The organism is Burkholderia sp. AU17457 (genome assembly GCF_002223255.1).
Classification (GTDB): Bacteria; Pseudomonadota; Gammaproteobacteria; order Burkholderiales; family Burkholderiaceae; genus Burkholderia; species Burkholderia sola.
In genome coordinates this window covers 1669072-1687032 of the sequence record NZ_NKFB01000003.1, presented here as the reverse complement: position 1 = coordinate 1687032, position 17961 = coordinate 1669072, and the positions used below count along the sequence as shown (strand labels likewise).

Sequence of the window (17961 nt, the reverse complement as noted above, 5' to 3'; positions counted from 1 at the left end):
ATCGTGGCGGCTGGCAAGGGTGCCGCCACGGGCCGGCCCGCGGCGGTCAGGTCGTGAAGCGGCCGGCGTTCAGCGCGGCGAGCGTGTCGGCGGGCCAGTGCTGGGCGTTGCCGCCCAGATAGTCGGTCACCACTTTAGCAGACCCGCACGCGAGGCCCCAGCCGGCCGGGCCATGGCCGAAATTGACGAACACGCGCGGATGCGGGGTCGGACCCACCACGGGCAAGCCGTCCGGCGACAGCAGTTGCATGCCTTGCCACGACAGCGCGGCCGAGATCTTCGCGGCGCCGGGCACCCAGTCGTGGACGGCCTGGCCGAGCAGCGCGAGCGCGGCCTCGGACAGCGGCTCGGCGAGCGGCTTCGCGGTATCGGCGAGGCTCTGCAGGACGGCGGCTCCGCCGATGCGCAGCCGCTGGTGGGTGCGCGTGATCGAGATCCGCTTGATCGAATCGACGACGCTCAGGTGCGGCGCATGTTCTTCGTACGCGACCGGCGCGGTGAGCGTATGGATGCGCACCGGGTGCAGCGGCAGGCGCCAGCCGAGCCGTTCGAGCAGCGCAAGGCTGCCGGCGCCGGCGGCGACCACGATCGCATCGGCGGACATCACGTCGACCTCGCGCGCGCGCGCCGCGCTCCGGTTACCGGGCGGCGCGAGTTCGACCGCGACGCGGCCGTTGTCGACGCGGATCGCGGCGACGTCCGCGCCGAAGCGGAACTGCACGCCGTGCTCGTCGAGCGTCTGCTTGACCAGTTTCGCGAACAGCGGGCAGTTGCCGGTGCGCTCGGTTTCGAGCAGCACGCCGCCGGCAAAGCCGGGTTCGGCCGGCACCGAAGGCTCGAGCGCCACGCATTCGTCGGCGGTGAGCGTGCGGTACGGCTGGTCGAGCGTGCGCAGCAGGTCGAGCGCGGGCTGCAGCGCGTCCCAGTCGCGCGGATCGCGCACGACGTGCAGGAGGCCGGGCTTTTGCTCGAATTCGAGCTCGAGGCGCGCCTCGATATCGGCGAGCGTGTCGCGCGACACGTCGATCAGCGGGCGCAGCCTCGCGTATTGCGCGGCAAATGCGTCGGGCTCGCGCAGCGTGCCGAGCTGCTTGACGAAGCGGCGCACGCCGCCGTTGAAGCCCGGCTTGTAGACGATGCCGCTGTCGCGCGCCTGACGCTGGTGCATGAAAGTCGGGCCGAACCAGACGTCGAGCGGGCTCGGCAGCAGCGCGCCGCCGTCGCCATAGGTCGCGCCTTGCGCGACGGTCGCGTGGCGTTCGACCACGCACACGCGATGGCCGGCCGCGCGCAGCTGGTAGGCGGTGGCGACGCCGCTGATTCCGCCGCCGATGACGATGACATCCATTGGGTTGCTTCGATGACGGGCGGCGCGCACGCCGCCCGGTGAGAATTCGCTGAGGGCCCGGGCCCGGTGAACCCGGAATGATAGCGCCAAAAGTGCGCGAGCCGGCGGCGGCCGAGCATGGGCCCGTGCGGCCGCGCCACGGCGGCCGCCCCGCGGGCCCGCGCGGGGCCGGCCCCGCGTGCGGCGGGGTGCGCCGCCCGCACGGTCGCCGTGGCGGTGCAGGCGGACTACCGATTGGCCGGTCTTGGGCGGCCGACTTCCGGGTATAATTACGGCCTTCCTTTCGCCCCACGTCGCCACCTCGCGCGACTCATCGACGTCAGTCCAGCCCATGGCTCACTTCTCGTGTTTTCCCGGCGCTTCGGCCCTCTCCGATTTCCGTCAAACCCGTCTGCTCGACACGCTCAGGCAAATCGACGCCGGCATCGTCGCGGTGCGCGGCCAGTTCCTGCACTTCGTCAATGCGGCCGAACCGCTGTCGGCCGACGACAGCGCGCGCATCGATGCGCTGATGCACTACGGCGCGCCGTTCCAGCCGGCGGGCGAAAAGGGCGCGACCGAGACCTTCGTCGTGCTGCCGCGCTTCGGCACGGTTTCGCCGTGGGCCAGCAAGGCGACCGACATCGCACAGCACTGCGGCCTCACGCAGGTGCGCCGCATCGAGCGCGGCGTCGAATTCACGGTCACACTGAAATCGGGCCTGCTCGGCGGCAAGAAGGCGCTGTCGGACGACGCGCGCGCGGCCGTCGCGGCCGCGCTGCATGACCGGATGACCGAAAGCGTGGTCGCGGCGCGCGACGATGCGAGGCACCTGTTCGACGAACTGCCGGCCAAGCCGCTGTCGACCGTCGACGTATTGGGTGTCGGCCGCGGCGCGCTGGAGCGTGCGAACGTCGAGCTGGGCCTCGCGCTCGCCGACGACGAGATCGACTACCTGGTCGACGCGTTCCGCAAGCTCGAACGCAACCCGACCGACGTCGAACTGATGATGTTCGCGCAGGCGAACAGCGAACACTGCCGCCACAAGATCTTCAACGCGCAGTGGACGATCGACGGCGAAGCGCAGGACATGTCGCTGTTCGCAATGATCCGCAATACCGAGAAGCTGAGCCCGCAGGGCACGATCGTCGCGTATTCGGACAACTCGTCGATCATGGTCGGCGCCGAAGCCGAGCGCTGGTTCCCGCGCAAGGCCGGCGCGGCCGGCGAGCCGGGCGAACGTTATGGCCGCCACACCGAGCTCACGCACACGCTGATGAAGGTCGAGACGCACAACCACCCGACGGCGATCTCGCCGTTCCCGGGTGCGGCGACCGGCGCGGGCGGCGAGATCCGCGACGAGGGCGCGACGGGCCGCGGCGCGCGTCCGAAGGCCGGCCTCACGGGTTTCACCGTGTCGAACCTCGACCTGCCCGATGCACGCCAGCCGTGGGAAAACGCGCGCGACGCCGCGCAGCCGGTGGCCGAGCGCAACCCGAACGAAGTGCATGGCCCGTACGGCCGTCCGGACCGCATCGCGTCGCCGCTGCAGATCATGATCGACGGCCCGCTGGGCGGCGCCGCGTTCAACAACGAATTCGGCCGCCCGAACCTCGGCGGCTACTTCCGCGTGTACGAGCAGAACGTTGGCGGCACGGTGCACGGCTATCACAAGCCGATCATGATCGCGGGCGGCCTCGGCAACATCGCGGATCAGCACACGCACAAGCACGACGTGCCGGCCGGCTCGCTGCTGATCCAGATCGGCGGCCCCGGCATGCGGATCGGCATGGGCGGCGGCGCCGCGAGCTCGATGGCGACCGGCGCGAACACGGCCGAACTCGACTTCGACTCGGTGCAGCGCGGCAACCCGGAAATCGAGCGTCGCGCGCAGGAAGTGATCAACGGCTGCTGGCAGCTCGGCGCGGAAAACCCGATCCTGAGCATCCACGACGTCGGCGCGGGCGGCCTGTCGAACGCGTTCCCCGAAATCGTCGACGGCGCGGGCAAGGGCGCGCGCTTCGAACTGCGCAAGGTCGCGCTCGAGGAGTCGGGCCTGTCGCCGCGCGAAATCTGGTCGAACGAGGCGCAGGAGCGCTACGTGCTGGCGATCGCGCCGGCCGACCTGCCGCGCTTCGAGGCGATCTGCGCGCGCGAGCGCTGCCCGTTCGCGGTGGTCGGTGTCGCGACCGACGAACGCCAGCTGAAGCTGGTCGACGACGAAGCGACGGGCGTCGACGAATACCCGGTCGACATGCCGATGGAAGTGCTGCTCGGCAAGCCGCCGCGCATGCACCGCGACGTCACGCGTGTCGCGGTCGAGCGTGCGCCGGTCGACGTGACGGGCATCGCGCTGTCGGCCGTCGCGCTCGACGTGCTGAAGCATCCGACGGTCGGCAGCAAGTCGTTCCTGATCACGATCGGCGATCGTTCGGTCGGCGGTACGTCGGTGCGCGACCAGATGGTCGGCCCGTGGCAGGTGCCGGTGGCCGACTGCGCGATCACCGCGCTCGACTACGCGGGCTTCAAGGGCGAGGCGATGACGATGGCCGAGCGCACGCCGCTCGCGGTGATCGACGCGCCGGCGTCGGGCCGCATGGCCGTCGGCGAAGCGATCACGAACATCGCGAGCGCGCCGATCGCGTCGCTCGACAAGCTGAAGCTGTCGGCGAACTGGATGGCCGCGTGCGGCACGGCCGGCGAAGACGCCGCGCTGTTCGACACGGTCAAGGCGATCGGCATGGAGCTGTGCCCGGCGCTCGGGATCGGCATCCCGGTCGGCAAGGACTCGCTGTCGATGAAGACGAAGTGGGACGAGCAGGGCGTCGCGAAGGAAGTCGTGTCGCCGGTGTCGCTGATCATCTCGGCGTTCGCGCCGGTCGAGGACGTGCGCCGTCATCTCACGCCGCAACTGCGCCGCGTGGCCGACGCGGGCGATAGCGTGCTGATCGCGATCGATCTCGGCCGCGGCAAGAACCGGATGGGGGGCAGCATCTTCGCGCAGGTCACGCAGCAGGTCGGCGACACGACGCCGGACGTCGACGACGCGGAAGACCTGAAGCGCTTCTTCAACGCGATCCAGTCGCTCAATGCGCAAGACAAGCTGCTCGCGTACCACGACCGCTCGGACGGCGGCCTGTGGGCGACGGTGTGCGAAATGGCGTTCGCGGGCCATGCGGGCGTGTCGCTGAACGTCGACATGCTGACGCTCGACCCGAACCACGAATCCGACTACGGCGACGCGAAGGACTGGGCGAAGCAGACGAGCGGCCGTCGCGACGACCGTACGCTGCGCGCGCTGTTCTCCGAAGAGCTCGGCGCCGTCGTGCAGGTGCGTGCGTCCGACCGCGACGCGGTGCTCGGCGCGCTGCGCGAGTTCGGCCTGTCGACGTGCTCGCACGTGATCGGCTCGGTCAACGATCGCGACGTGATCGAGGTGTACCGCGACGCGAAGAAGATCTTCGACGCGCCGCGCACCGAACTCCATCGCGCATGGAGTGAAGTGAGCTGGCGCATCGCGCGCCTGCGCGACAACCCGGCCTGCGCGGATGCCGAATACGACGCGCTGCTCGATGCGGCCGATCCGGGCATCTCGCCGGTGCTGACGTTCGATCCGGCCGACGACATCGCCGCGCCGTTCATCGCGACGGGTGCACGGCCGCGCGTCGCGATCCTGCGCGAGCAGGGCGTGAACTCGCATCTGGAAACCGCGTACGCGTTCGACCGCGCAGGCTTCGATGCGCACGACGTGCACATGAGCGACCTGCTCGCGGGCCGCGCATCGCTGGCCGATTTCGCGGGCGCGGTCGCATGCGGCGGCTTCTCGTACGGCGACGTGCTGGGCGCGGGCGAAGGCTGGGCGAAGACGATCCGCTTCAACGCGAATCTCGCCGACATGTTCTCGGCGTTCTTCGCGCGTCCCGATACCTTCGCACTCGGTATCTGCAACGGCTGCCAGATGCTGTCGAGCATCGCGTCGATGATCCCGGGCGCGGAAGCCTGGCCGAAGTTCACGCGCAACAAGTCCGAGCAGTTCGAGGCGCGCTTCTCGTTCGTCGAAGTGGAGAAGTCGCCGTCGATCTTCTTCGCGGGGATGGAAGGCTCGCGGATTCCGGTCGCGGTCGCGCACGGCGAAGGCTATGCGGACTTCTCGCAGCAGGGCGACATCGATCGCGTCGCGGTCGCGATGCGTTACGTCGACCACCGCGGCGAAGCGACCGAACGCTACCCGTTCAACCCGAACGGGTCGCCGGCCGGCATCACGTCGGTCACGACGGCCGACGGCCGCTTCTCGGTGCTGATGCCGCACATGGAGCGCGTGCATCGCACGGTCACGATGAGCTGGCATCCGGAAGGCTGGGGTGAGGCGAGCCCGTGGCTGCGCGTATTCCGCAACGCGCGTCGCTGGATCGGTTGATCGGGATGATGTTCGACCCGAACGCGCCGGTCGAGGTCGTCACGCTGCGTGACGAACGTGCGAGCGAGGCCGACGCGATCGGCCGCGTGATCCGCGCGGCGTTCGCGGGCGAGCCGCAGGGCGGGCAGGTCGAACAGCGCATCGTCGACACGCTGCGTGCGGACGGTGCGCTGAGCGTCTCGCTCGTCGCGGAGCGCGACGGACGTATCGTCGGGCACGTCGCGTTCTCGCCGGTCGCGATCGGCGGCGAGCCGGCCGGCAGCCAGCAGTGGTACGGGCTCGCGCCGCTCGCGGTGCGGCCCGATTGCCAGCGGCAAAGCATCGGCGCGGGGCTCGTGCGCACGGGGCTCGACGCGTTGCGCCGGCTCGGCGCGCGCGGCTGCGTGGTGCTCGGCGAGCCCGCGTATTACGCGCGTTTCGGGTTCGAACCGCACGGCGACATCGTGTTTCCGGGCGTGCCGGCCGAGTATTTTCTTGCGCTGTCGTTCGACGAATCGGCTCCGCTGCCGGCGGGCGACGTGCGCTATCACGACGTGTTCTATCCCGCCGCGTAGCGAACGTCGCGCGCGGGTAACGCCTGGCATGGAAAAGCCGCTCTTCGGAGCGGTTTTTTATTGCGCGTCGGCCCCGCACCATCGCGTCGCGCGACATCCGTTTCGTGCACGCCAAAAGAAAAAGCCGCTCCGAAGAGCGGCTTTTCGATGCGCGTGCGACGCGCGCCGGCGTTACTGGATCTTCGCCTGCTGGCGCAGACCTTCCTCGAACGCCTGCAGCTTCTGCTGCACGAGCTGCTGCGCGATCTGCGCCTTCACCTGGTCGAACGGCGGCGGCGCGATGTCGCGGATGTCGTCGACGCGGATGATGTGCCAGCCGAACTGCGTCTTCACCGGCGTGTCGGTCATCTGGCCTTTCTGCAGCTTCTGCGCGGCCGCCGCGAATTCCGGCACGTACGCCTTCGGATCGGACCAGTCGAGATCGCCGCCGTTCTTGCCCGAACCCGGATCCTTCGAGTATTGCTTCGCGAGATCCTCGAACTTCGCGCCGCCCTTGATCTTCGCGATCAGGTCCTTCGCCTGCTGCTCGCTCTCGACGAGGATGTGGTGCAGGTGGTACTCGCGGTTGCCGCCCACGCCCTTGACGAGTTCGTCGTAGCGCGCCTTCACTTCGGCGTCGGTCGGCTGGTTCTTCTTCAGGAAGCTCTCGATCATCGAGCGCAGCACGACGGTCTGCTGCGCGACGGCGACTTGCGCCTTCACGTCCGGACGGTTCGGGATGCCTTCGCGGATCGCTTCCTGCATCAGGATTTCGCGGTTCACGAGTTCCTGGCGCACGGCCTGCTGCAGTTGCGGGCCGTCGGTCTGGCCTTGCTGGACGAGCTGCGCGACCATCGCGTCGGCGCGCGACTTCGGAATCGGCGTGCCGTTGACGACGGCGATGTTCTGGGCAAATGCCGGTGCCGCTGCAAACGCAGCCGCCGCGACCCACAGGCGGGGGGATTTCAGGATCATCGGGAATTCCTAATGAGACTAGATTGAAGATTCGTTGAATTCTTCGGGCGTGTAAGCCACGATCGCGAGCGCGTGAATGCCGCGCTGCATCGCATCAGCGAGCGCATCATACACCAGCCGGTGCCGCGCGACGCGCGGTTTGCCCGCGAACGCGGACGATACGATCGTGACCGTGAAATGGCCGCCGGCGGCCGCGCCCGCATGGCCCGCGTGCTGTGCGCTGTCGTCGCGCACGGTGAGCGACAGCGGCGCGAGCGACGCGGTGAGGCGCGCTTCGATCAGCGCGATGCGTTCGTCGGCGGAGGCGTGGAGAAAGGCGTCGCTCATGTCATTCGTCCTTCAGGTACTTCGTGAGCCACAGGCTCTGCAGGATGATGAACACGACCATCGCGCCCGTCGTACCGAACAGCTTGAAGTTCACCCATTGCGACTCGGTGAAGTTGTGCACCACGTACAGGTTCGCGACGCCGAGCACCGCGAAGAACGATGCCCACGCGACGTTCAGCTTGTCCCACACGGGGACGGGCAGCGTGAGCTGCTTGCCCATCATCTTCTCGATCAGGTTCTTGCTGAACGCATAACGCGCGGCGAGCAACCCGATCGCAAACAGCCAGTACAGCACGGTCGGTTTCCATTGAATGAATTTCTCGTCATGCAGGACGAGGGTGGCGCCGCCGAACACGACGATCACGCCGAGGCTGACCCACAGCATCGTGTCGACCTTCCGGTGCCGGAAGGCGACCCACGCGACCTGGGCCAGCGTCGCGACGATCGCGACGGCGGTGGCGGTAAAGATGCCCCAGACCTTGAAGGCGACAAAAAACAGGATGATCGGAAACAGATCGAACAGGAATTTCATGGCGCTCGCAGCTGCGTGACGGGCCGCTGGCGCGGCCTGCCACCGTTGTAGGGACCCGCCAGGCATCGCCGTCGCGGATCGAGGCGGCCCGGCCCGACGCTGGCCGCCCGGCAGATCCGCCCGGCGCCGCTTATTCGTTTTCGGGTCGGGACTCGAAGTTTAACGCAGCCGAATTGATGCAGTACCGCAAACCGGTCTTGTCGCGCGGGCCGTCCTCGAACACGTGGCCCAGATGGGCGCCGCAGTGGTTGCAGCGCACCTCGACGCGCACCATCCCGTGCGAGTAGTCGACCTTCTCGTCGATCACCTTGCCGTTGAGCGGCTTGAAGTAGCTGGGCCAGCCGCAGCCCGAATGGAACTTGGCGCCGGATTCGAACAGCGGCGTGCTGCAGACGACGCACTTGTAGATGCCGGCATCCTCGGTGTCGGTGTATTCGCCGGTGAACGCGCGCTCGGTCGCCGCGTGCTGCGTGACCTCGTACTGCATCGGCGTGAGCCGGCGGCGCAGCTCGGCGTCGTCCTTCTGGTACGGGAAGGTCTTGTCGTCGGAATCGTGGGACATGGGGTTCTCCTGATCGGTCGGTCGAGATGTGCGGGTTGCGGGCTCAGGACGAGCAGCTCACTTCGAGCGTGCCGGCCCAGTCGGGCGGCAACGCCGCATACGCTTCATGCTCCGGTTGTTCGTCGAACGGGCGGCGCAGGATCTGCGCGAGCCGCTCGACTTCCGAAAAATCCTTTTCCTTCGCGCGCCGGATCGCGACTTCGGCCAGATGGTTGCGAAGCACGTATTTGGGGTTCGCGCGGTTCATTGCAACCGCGCGCGCCGCGTCGTCGCGCGTTTCCTCGGACAGCCGCGCGCGGTAGAGGTTCGCCCAGGCGTCGAACGCTTCGCGGTCGATGAACAGGTCGCGCACCGGTGCGTCGCGGCTCGCGTCGTGCTTCGAGAGCTGCGCGAGCCGGCGGAACGTCAGCGTGAAATCCGCATGGCTCGCATGCATCGTCTCGAGCAGCTTGTTCGCGAGGTCGGCGTCGCCGTCGCGTTCGAGCGCGAGGCCGAGCTTCGCGCGCATCGCGCGTTCGAGCGCGGGGCCGAAGTGTTCCGGAAACTTCGCGAGTACGGCCTGGGCGTCCTCCACCGCGCGCTCGGCGCGCGCATCGTCGTCGGCGATGCCGTGCTGCAGCCCGATCAGCGGCAGCAGCGCCTGCGCGAGGCAGTAGCAGTTCCAGTGCGCGATGCGCGGCTGCATCCGGTACGCATAGCGGCCGCCGGTGTCTGAGTGGTTGCAGATGTGGTTCGCGTCGAATGCATCGACGAAGCCGAACGGGCCGTAGTCGATCGTCACGCCGAGGATCGACATGTTGTCGGTGTTCATCACGCCGTGGCAGAAGCCGACGGCCTGCCATTGCGCGACGAGGTCGGCCGTACGTAGCGTCGCGGCTTCGAGCAGCGCGAGGTACGGATCGTCCGCGTCGCGGCAGGCCGGATAGAAGCGGTCGATCACGTGATCGGCAAGCTGACGCAGCAGGTCGGGGCGATCGTTCGAGAAGAAGTGCTCGAAGTGACCGAAGCGCACGAAGCTTTCCGACACGCGCGTGACGACGGCCGCCGTCTCGATCTCCTCGCGCACCACCGGCTGGTCGGAGCCGATTACCGTCAGCGCGCGCGTGGTCGGGATGCCGAGGTGATGCATCGCTTCCGAGCACAGGAATTCGCGAATCGACGAGCGCAGCACCGCGCGGCCGTCGCCCATCCGCGAGTACGGCGTGCGGCCGCCGCCCTTGATCTGCAGTTCGTAGCGCCGGCCGTCGGCCCCGGGCAACTCGCCGATCGTCAGCGCGCGGCCGTCGCCGAGCTGGCCGGCCCACACGCCGAACTGATGGCCGGAATAGACCGACGCGTACGGCAGCGCGTGCGCGGGCCAGTCGCGCGTCGGGTTGCCGGCGAACAGCTCGGCGAAGCCGGGCTGCGCGGCGATCGCGGGCGGCAGGTCGAGCAGTTGTGCGACTTCGTCGGAAAAGCCGACGACGTAAGGCGCGGCAAGCGGCGCGGCCGGCAACCGCGTATGAAACGCGTCGCCGAGCGTGACGAACGCGCGCTCGGCGGGCGCGCCGAGCGTCGCGGCGAGGTCGGGAAGGGTGTCAGCCGCATCGGCTGCGCTTCGGGAAAACGACATGTTGAGCGCCTCTGGGTAAGCCGATATTGTAAGGCGGCGTCGCGCCGCCCGCATGGCGGCCCGCGCATCGTGCGCCACGCCCGTCCGGGCCGCCGACGGGCGCGCACGAGGGCTGCTTCCGGACGGAAACGGCCGCCAGGCTGGTCACCGATTCGCATCCTCACGGAGAACAAGACGATGGGTAAGCCGTTGCTGGGCCAGATGATGGATGTGCCGCTGCTAGTGTCGTCGCTGATTGCGCATGCCGCGCGGCACGCCGGCGACACGGAGATCGTGTCGAAGCGCGTGGAAGGCGACCTGCATCGCTATACGTACCGCGATTGCGAACGCCGCGCGAAGCAACTGGCGCAGGCGCTCGCGCGGCTCGGCGTCGAAACCGGCGACCGCGTCGGCACGCTGGCGTGGAACGGCTACCGGCATCTGGAAGCGTATTACGGGATCGGCGGGATGGGCGCCGTGTGCCACACGATCAACCCGCGCCTGTTTCCCGAACAGATCGCGTACATCGTCAATCACGCGGAAGACCGCTACGTCTTCTTCGACATCAATTTCGCGCCGCTCGTCGATGCGATCGCGCCGCAATGTCCGCACGTGAAGGGCTGGATCGCGATGACGGACGCCGCGCACCTGCCGCCCGGCGCGACGCCGTTCCTCTGCTACGAAACGCTCGTCGAAGCCGAGGACGGCCGCTACGACTGGCCGCGCCTCGACGAGCAGCAGGCGTCGGGGCTCTGCTACACGTCGGGGACGACCGGCAATCCGAAGGGTGTGCTGTACTCGCATCGCTCGACCGTGCTGCATGCATACGGCGCCGCGCTGCCCGACGCGATGAACCTGTCCGCGATGGATGCCGTGCTGCCCGTCGTGCCGATGTTCCACGTCAACGCGTGGGGGCTGCCGTACGCGGTGCCGCTCACCGGCGGCAAGCTGGTGCTGCCCGGCAAGGATCTCGACGGGAAATCGCTGTACGAACTGATGGAGGCCGAGCGCGTGACGTTCTCCGCGGGCGTGCCGACCGTGTGGCTCGGCTTGCTGAACCACATGCGCGAGGCCGGCGTGCGTTTCTCGACGCTGAACCGCACGGTGATCGGCGGCTCCGCGTGCCCGCCCGCGATGCTGCGCACGTTCGAGGACGAATACGGCGTGCGCGTGATCCATGCGTGGGGAATGACCGAACTGTCGCCGCTCGGCACGCTCGCGAAGCTCAACTGGGCGCAGTCGCAGCGGCCGCTCGACGCGCAACGCCGGCTGCTCGAAAAGCAGGGGCGCGTGATCTGCGGCGTCGACATGCGGATCGTCGGCGAGGACGGCCGCGAGCTGCCGTGGGACGGCGTCGCGTTCGGCGAATTGCAGGTACGCGGCCCGTGGGTGATCGACCACTACTTTCGCGGCGATGCGTCGCCGCTGTCGGATGGCTGGTTCCCGACCGGCGACGTCGCGACGATCGACCCCGACGGCTTCCTGCAGATCACCGACCGCAGCAAGGACGTGATCAAGTCGGGCGGCGAATGGATCAGCTCGATCGACATCGAGAACGTCGCGATCGCGCATCCCGGGGTGGCCGAAGCCGCGTGTATCGCGTGCGCGCACCCGAAATGGACCGAGCGGCCGCTGCTCGTCGTGGTGCCGCGCGACGGCGCGAACCTGACGCGCGACGCGCTGCTCGCGTTCTACGAAGGCAAGGTCGCGAAGTGGTGGATCCCCGACGACGTCGTGTTCGTCGAAGCGCTGCCGCACACCGCGACCGGCAAGCTGCAGAAGCTGAAGCTGCGCGAGACGTTCCGCGATTACGTGTTGCCGACGGCAGCGTGCGCGCCATAAGCCGCGTGTCCGGGGCGCCGCCTGCCCGCGAACCGGTCGCCGATCCGTCCCCGGATCGGGAACGAAATTCAAATTGAACGACCGTGCTTTTTCGTTGTATGCTGCCTGCGTTCATTCGGACATGCGGCCGTTCGACCGCGCACAATGAAGCGCAGCCAATCCGGCGCGCGATGCATGGAGGCAGGCAGATGGCAGTGGATTACTCGACTCGCGACGGCGTGGCCGTCATCACGCTCAACAATCCGCCCGTCAACGGGCTCGGCCTGTCGACCCGCCAGGGCGTCATGGACGCGCTCGATCGCGCCGCGCAGGATCCGTCGGTCACGGCCATCGTGCTGACCGGCGCGGGCCGCGCGTTCTCGGGCGGCGCCGACATCACCGAATTCAATACGCCGAAGGCGCTGCAGGAGCCGACGCTGCACACCGTGATCCGCGCGGTGGAGGCGAGCGCGAAGCCGGTCGTCGCGGCGCTGCACAGCGTCGTGATGGGCGGCGGGCTGGAGCTCGCGCTCGGCGCGCACTACCGGGTCGCCGCGCCGGGCGCGCAGGTCGCGCTGCCCGAAGTGAAGCTCGGGCTGCTGCCGGGCGCGGGCGGCACGCAACGGCTGCCGCGTGCGGTGGGGCTCGAAACCGCGCTGAACATGATCGTGTCGGGCGCGCCGGTGCCGTCGGAGCAGCTCGCGAAGAGCGGGCTGTTCGACGAGATGGCCGACGGCGACCTGCTCGACGCGGCCGTCGCGTTCGCCCGCAGGGTCGGCGCGCAGAACGGGCCGCATCCACGCGTGCGTGATCGCCAGATCGTCCACGAGAACGCGGCGGGCTTCATTCAGTTCGCACGCAACTCCGCGCGGGCCGCCGCGCCGAATTTCCCCGCGCCGCACAAGTGCATCGATGCGATCGAGGCCGGCGTGCTGAACGGCTTCGACAAGGGCAGCGTCGCGGAACGCGACGGCTTCGTCGCGCTGATGATGACGCCGGAAAGCCGCGCGCTGCGCCATGCGTTCTTCGGCGAGCGCGCGGCGAGCAAGATTCCCGACGTGCCGGCCGATACGCCGCTGCGCGAGATCCGCCGGGTCGGCGTGATCGGCGCGGGCACGATGGGCGGCGGGATCGCGATGAACTTCGTCAACGCCGGGCTGCCCGTCACGCTGCTCGAGACGAAGCAGGATGCGCTCGAGCGCGGCCTCGCGACGATCCGCAGGAACTACGACGCGCAGGTGAAGAAGGGCAAGCTCACGCAGGAGAAGCTCGACGCGCGCATCGCGCTGATCACGCCGACGCTGTCTTACGACGACCTGAAGGACGCCGACCTGATCGTCGAAGCGGTGTTCGAGGAACTCGGCGTGAAGGAGCAGGTGTTCAAGAAGCTCGACGACGTCGCGAAGCCGGGTGCGATCCTCGCGTCGAACACGTCGACGCTCGACGTCGACAAGATCGCGGCGTTCACGAAGCGTCCGCAGGACGTCGTCGGCATGCACTTCTTCAGCCCGGCGAACGTGATGAAGCTGCTCGAGGTCGTGCGCGGCGCGCAGACCGCGAAGGACGTGCTCGCGACCGTGATGGCGGTGGCGAAGAAGATCCGCAAGACGGCGGTCGTGTCGGGCGTGTGCGACGGCTTCATCGGCAACCGGATGATCGAGCAGTACATCCGCCAGGCGCTGTTCATGCTCGAGGAGGGCGCGCTGCCCGCGCAGGTCGATCGCGCGATCGAGAAGTTCGGCTTCGCGATGGGGCCGTTCCGGATGAGCGACCTCGCCGGCAACGACATCGGCTGGGCGATCCGCAAGCGCCGCTACGTCGAGCAGCCCGATCTGCACTATTCGAAGATCGCCGACCGTCTGTGCGAACAGGGCCGCTTCGGCCAGAAGACGGGCGCCGGCTGGTACGACTACGTGCCGGGCGACCGCAAGGCGAAGCCGTCGCCGCTCGTCGACGAGATGGTCGTCGCGTACTCGAAGGAGCGCGGCGTCGAGCGGCGCAAGATCGGCGACGACGAGATCGTCGAGCGGCTGGTGTTCGCGCTCGTCAACGAAGGCGCGAAGATCCTCGAGGAGAAGATCGCGTCGAAGGCGTCCGACATCGACATGGTGTACCTGACCGGTTATGGCTTCCCGCTGTGGCGCGGCGGCCCGATGCTGTACGCGGACATGGTCGGCCTCTACAACGTCGAGCGCGCGATTCGCCGCTATGCGGCCGCGCCGAACGGCGACGCATGGCAGCTCGCGCCGTCGATCGCGGAACTGGCGAAGGCCGGCCGCGGGTTCAACGGCTGACGCCGCGGCATCGCGGCGCGACCGATCCTGTCTGGAGATACGCAATGAAACGCACCGACGACGTCCTGCTCGTGATCGACGTGCAATACGACTTCATGCCGGGCGGCGCGCTCGCGGTGCCCGACGGCGATGCGGTCGTGCCGGTGATCAACGCGCTCGCGCAACGCTTCGACCAGGTCGTGCTCACGCAGGACTGGCACCCGCGCGAGCACGTGTCGTTCGCGGCGAACCACCCGGGCCGCGAGCCGTTCTCGACGCTCGCGCTGCCGTACGGCGAGCAGGTGCTGTGGCCCGTGCACTGCGTGCAGGACACCGACGGCGCGGCGCTGCATCGCGACCTCGACATCCCGCACGCGAGGCTCGTGATCCGCAAGGGGGGCGACGCGCAGGTCGACAGCTATTCCGCGTTCGTCGAAGCCGACCGCGCGACGCGCACGGGGCTCGCGGGTTATCTGCGCGAGCTCGGCGTGAAGCGCGTGTGGTGCTGCGGGCTCGCGACCGACTATTGCGTCGCGTGGTCGGCGCTCGATGCGCGCGCGGCCGGTTTCGAAGCCGCGGTGATCAACGACGCGTGCCGGGCGATCGACCTGAACGGGTCGCTCGCGCACGCGTGGCAGCAGATGCAGGCAGCGGGCGTCGCGCATGCGACGTCAGCCAGCGCGCGCCCGGCGGCGTAGCGCAGACCCCAACATGAAGCAGGACCGAAGGAGACTCGCATGACCGAAGCCGTAATCGTATCGACCGCACGCACGCCGCTCGCGAAATCCTGGCGCGGCGCCTTCAACATGACGCACGGCGCGACGCTCGGCGGCCACGTGGTCGCGGCCGCGCTCGAGCGCGCGAAGCTCGACCCGGCGCGCGTCGAGGACGTGATCATGGGCTGCGCGAACCCCGAAGGCGCGACGGGCGCGAACATCGCGCGGCAGATCGCGCTGCGCGCCGGGTTGCCGGTGAGCGTGCCGGGGATGACGGTGAACCGTTTCTGTTCGTCGGGGCTGCAGACCATCGCGCTGGCCGCGCAGCGGATCATCGCGGGCGAAGGCGAGATCTATGTGGCCGGCGGCGTCGAATCGATCTCGTGCGTGCAGAACGAGATGAACCGGCACATGATCCAGGAAGGCTGGCTCGTCCAGCACAAGCCCGAGATCTACTGGAACATGCTGCAAACCGCCGAGAACGTCGCGAAACGCTACGGGATCTCGAAGGAGCGTCAGGACGCGTACGGCGTGCAGTCGCAACTGCGGGCCGCGGCCGCGCAGGAAGCCGGGCGTTTCCGCGACGAGATCGTGCCGATCACCGTGCTCGCGGGCATCGCCGACAAGGCGACGGGCCGCCTGTTCACGCAGGAAGTGACGGTCTCGGCCGACGAAGGCATCCGACCCGACACGACGCTCGAAGGCGTGTCGAAGATCCGTTCGGCCGTGCCGGGCGGCGTGATCACCGCGGGCAATGCGAGCCAGTTCTCGGACGGCGCGTCGGCATGCGTCGTGATGAGCGCCGAGGCGGCGCAGCGCGAAGGGCTGCAGCCGCTGGGCGCGTTCCGCGGCTTCGCGGTGGCCGGCTGTGAACCGGACGAAATGGGCATCGGCCCGGTGTTCGCCGTGCCCAAGCTGCTGAAGCAGGCCGGGCTGACAGTCGACGACATCGGCCTGTGGGAATTGAACGAGGCGTTCGCGGTGCAGGTGCTGTACTGCCGCGATACACTCGGGATTCCTGAGGACCGCCTGAACGTGAACGGCGGCGCGATCGCGGTCGGCCATCCGTACGGCGTGTCAGGCGCGCGCCTGACCGGCCATGCGCTGATCGAGGGCAAGCGGCGCGGCGTGAAGTACGTGGTCGTCACGATGTGCATCGGCGGCGGGCAGGGCGCGGCCGGCCTCTTCGAAATCCTCTGATCTTTGACCGGCGGCGGCCGCGGTCGCGCTTCGGCGTCACCGCGCGCCGCCGCAGCGAATCGGCGCGACCGATGCGCCATTCGAAACGATCGGGAAGCAAAAGGCATGCACCCGGCAATGCCGTTTCCCCTGACTTGTCAAACGAATTACCCCTCCTATACTTGCTCTGACATTTGCCTTTCGGCACGATGGGCCGGATCGCGCGTGGGGGCACGATCCGTCCCGAGAAGATTCCAGCCAACGCAGCAGACCGACCGGGGACCGAATGAGTACGACCTATGCAGCCGGGGAACCGCCGCGCGTCGTCAGCGCGGCCGTCAGGCTCTACGCGAAATGCCTGCTGGTCGGATTCGCGTTGCTGCCGGCCTATCTGATTGCCTATCTGTGGTTCTTCAGCGACCGGAGCGTCGTGTTCGAGAACCACGCCTTCCATGAAATCGCGATCGCGGCGGCGACGATCGAAGGCGCGTTCGTCACCTACGTGACGTGGGTGTGTTACCGGTCGTCCGGCGAGCCGCTGCTGCGCTGGCTGACGCTCGGCTTTCTCGGCTTCGCGATGATCTACGCGCTGCACGGCGCGTTCACCGGGATGGCGCACCACAATATCTGGCTGTTCCTGCTGTACGGGCCCGCGTCGCGGTTCGTGATGTCGGCGCTGCTGCTCACGGGGCTGCTGTCGTATTCGCGTCCGCCCGACCGGCTCGACAAGCGCACGAGTGTGCGGACGTGGCTGCCGTGGATCGTGTTCTTCCTGATCGTGAACGTGGCGGTCGCGTACATCGCGTATTCGCCGGTCGCGGGTGCGCTCGGCACGCGGCTGTCGATGGAAGGCGGCGCACTGGTGTTCTCGCTGCTGAACGTGGGCCTGCTGCTCGCACGGCGGATCCGCTCGCCGCTGATGGTGATCTACGGCGTGTCGATCATGGCGTTCGCGCTGTCGTCGCTCGCGTTCATTCTCGGCAAGCCGTGGAATCATATGTGGTGGCTCGCGCACGCGATCTTCGCGGGCGGGTTCTTCCTGTTGAGCTACGGCGTCGTGCAGGCGCTGCAGACGACGCGCTCGTTCTCGGCGATCTACAGCCAGGAAGACCTGATGAGCCGGCTGTCGGAATCGATGGCGCGCACCGAAAGCGCGCTGCAGGAGTTGCGGCGTACGAATCAGAAGCTCGAGTACATGGCCGCGACCGACCCGATGACGGGCGCGTCGAACCGCCGCCAGTTCATCGCGCAGGTCGAGCGCGAAATCGTGCGGGCCGAGCGCGACGGCACGCCGTTCTGCCTGCTCGCGCTCGATCTCGACAATTTCAAGAACATCAACGATGCCTATGGGCACCAGATCGGCGACGAGGTGCTGCGCGGCGTCGTGCGCCAGTGCCTCGAGGCGATCCGGCCGGCGGGCGCGCTCGCGCGGGTCGGCGGCGAGGAATTCATGGCGCTCTTGCCCGAGATGCCGCTCGAAGGCGCGCGGATGACGGCCGAGCGCGTGCGTTCGTCGATCGCGAGTGCGCCGTTCGGGCTGGACTTCAAGCGCGTGCAGGTGACGGTCAGCGTCGGCGTCGCGCAATACGGCGTCGACGGCGGCACGGTCGATGCGCTGCTGCGGGCGGTCGACGAGCGGCTGTACCAGGCGAAGCGGGAAGGGCGCAACCGCGTGGTGTCGCGATGATCCGCATGTCATCGACACCCC

13 protein-coding genes are annotated in these 17961 nt (G+C 68.4%); 7 read left to right on the top strand and 6 right to left on the bottom strand.

Translation table 11 applies throughout. The annotated features are described in order from the left end of the window. Positions 1 to 46: 46 nt before the first annotated feature. Positions 47 to 1348 (bottom strand): FAD-dependent oxidoreductase, encoded by a 1302-nt coding sequence (locus tag CFB49_RS10520; protein ID WP_069617780.1) that lies wholly within the window; start codon positions 1346 to 1348, stop codon positions 47 to 49. A 331-nt stretch (positions 1349 to 1679) separates the two neighbouring features. On the opposite strand from CFB49_RS10520, the gene purL reads away from it, so the two are divergent. Beyond that, positions 1680 to 5744, top strand: coding sequence for a phosphoribosylformylglycinamidine synthase (gene purL / locus CFB49_RS10515; RefSeq protein ID WP_089491293.1), 4065 nt, complete (start codon positions 1680 to 1682; stop codon positions 5742 to 5744). A gap of 5 nt (positions 5745 to 5749) precedes the next feature. After that, a complete protein-coding gene (locus tag CFB49_RS10510) occupies positions 5750 to 6298 on the top strand; it encodes a GNAT family N-acetyltransferase (RefSeq protein WP_089491469.1) in 549 nt (182 codons plus the stop codon). A 171-nt stretch (positions 6299 to 6469) separates the two neighbouring features. Here CFB49_RS10510 and CFB49_RS10505 read toward each other — a convergent pair whose 3' ends face one another. From CFB49_RS10505 to CFB49_RS10485, 5 genes are all read right to left on the bottom strand, one after another. Beyond that, positions 6470 to 7252, bottom strand: a complete 783-nt coding sequence (locus CFB49_RS10505) for a peptidylprolyl isomerase (RefSeq protein WP_069617783.1) — start codon at positions 7250 to 7252, stop codon at positions 6470 to 6472. A gap of 18 nt (positions 7253 to 7270) precedes the next feature. Beyond that, positions 7271 to 7579, bottom strand: coding sequence for a BolA family protein (locus CFB49_RS10500; protein WP_050013273.1), 309 nt, complete (start codon positions 7577 to 7579; stop codon positions 7271 to 7273). Between the two features lies 1 nt (position 7580). Then, positions 7581 to 8111, bottom strand: coding sequence for a septation protein A (locus CFB49_RS10495; protein ID WP_089435162.1), 531 nt, complete (start codon positions 8109 to 8111; stop codon positions 7581 to 7583). A 130-nt stretch (positions 8112 to 8241) separates the two neighbouring features. After that, the gene (msrB, locus tag CFB49_RS10490) at positions 8242 to 8673 is read right to left on the bottom strand and encodes a peptide-methionine (R)-S-oxide reductase MsrB (protein ID WP_089491292.1); all 432 of its coding nucleotides are present in this window, start codon (positions 8671 to 8673) and stop codon (positions 8242 to 8244) included. A gap of 43 nt (positions 8674 to 8716) precedes the next feature. Further along, the gene (locus tag CFB49_RS10485) at positions 8717 to 10285 is read right to left on the bottom strand and encodes a protein adenylyltransferase SelO (protein WP_089491291.1); all 1569 of its coding nucleotides are present in this window, start codon (positions 10283 to 10285) and stop codon (positions 8717 to 8719) included. A 177-nt stretch (positions 10286 to 10462) separates the two neighbouring features. Between CFB49_RS10485 and CFB49_RS10480 the strand changes: the two genes are divergently transcribed. The 5 genes from CFB49_RS10480 to CFB49_RS10460 all read left to right on the top strand — a co-directional run bounded on the left by CFB49_RS10480 (position 10463) and on the right by CFB49_RS10460 (position 17940). After that, on the top strand, positions 10463 to 12106 hold the full coding sequence (locus CFB49_RS10480; protein ID WP_089491290.1) for a 3-(methylthio)propionyl-CoA ligase: 1644 nt from the start codon (positions 10463 to 10465) through the stop codon (positions 12104 to 12106). Positions 12107 to 12294: 188 nt separating this feature from the next. Next, positions 12295 to 14379: a 3-hydroxyacyl-CoA dehydrogenase NAD-binding domain-containing protein gene (locus tag CFB49_RS10475; protein ID WP_089491289.1), complete on the top strand. Its 2085-nt coding sequence runs from the start codon at positions 12295 to 12297 to the stop codon at positions 14377 to 14379. A 44-nt stretch (positions 14380 to 14423) separates the two neighbouring features. After that, on the top strand, positions 14424 to 15056 hold the full coding sequence (gene pncA, locus CFB49_RS10470) for a bifunctional nicotinamidase/pyrazinamidase (RefSeq protein WP_089491288.1): 633 nt from the start codon (positions 14424 to 14426) through the stop codon (positions 15054 to 15056). A 39-nt stretch (positions 15057 to 15095) separates the two neighbouring features. After that, the gene (locus CFB49_RS10465; RefSeq protein ID WP_069617789.1) at positions 15096 to 16274 is read left to right on the top strand and encodes an acetyl-CoA C-acyltransferase; all 1179 of its coding nucleotides are present in this window, start codon (positions 15096 to 15098) and stop codon (positions 16272 to 16274) included. Between the two features lie 265 nt (positions 16275 to 16539). Beyond that, positions 16540 to 17940 carry a sensor domain-containing diguanylate cyclase gene (locus tag CFB49_RS10460; protein WP_089491287.1) on the top strand — a complete coding sequence of 467 codons (1401 nt, stop codon included), beginning with the start codon at positions 16540 to 16542 and terminating at the stop codon, positions 17938 to 17940. Positions 17941 to 17961 lie beyond the last annotated feature (21 nt).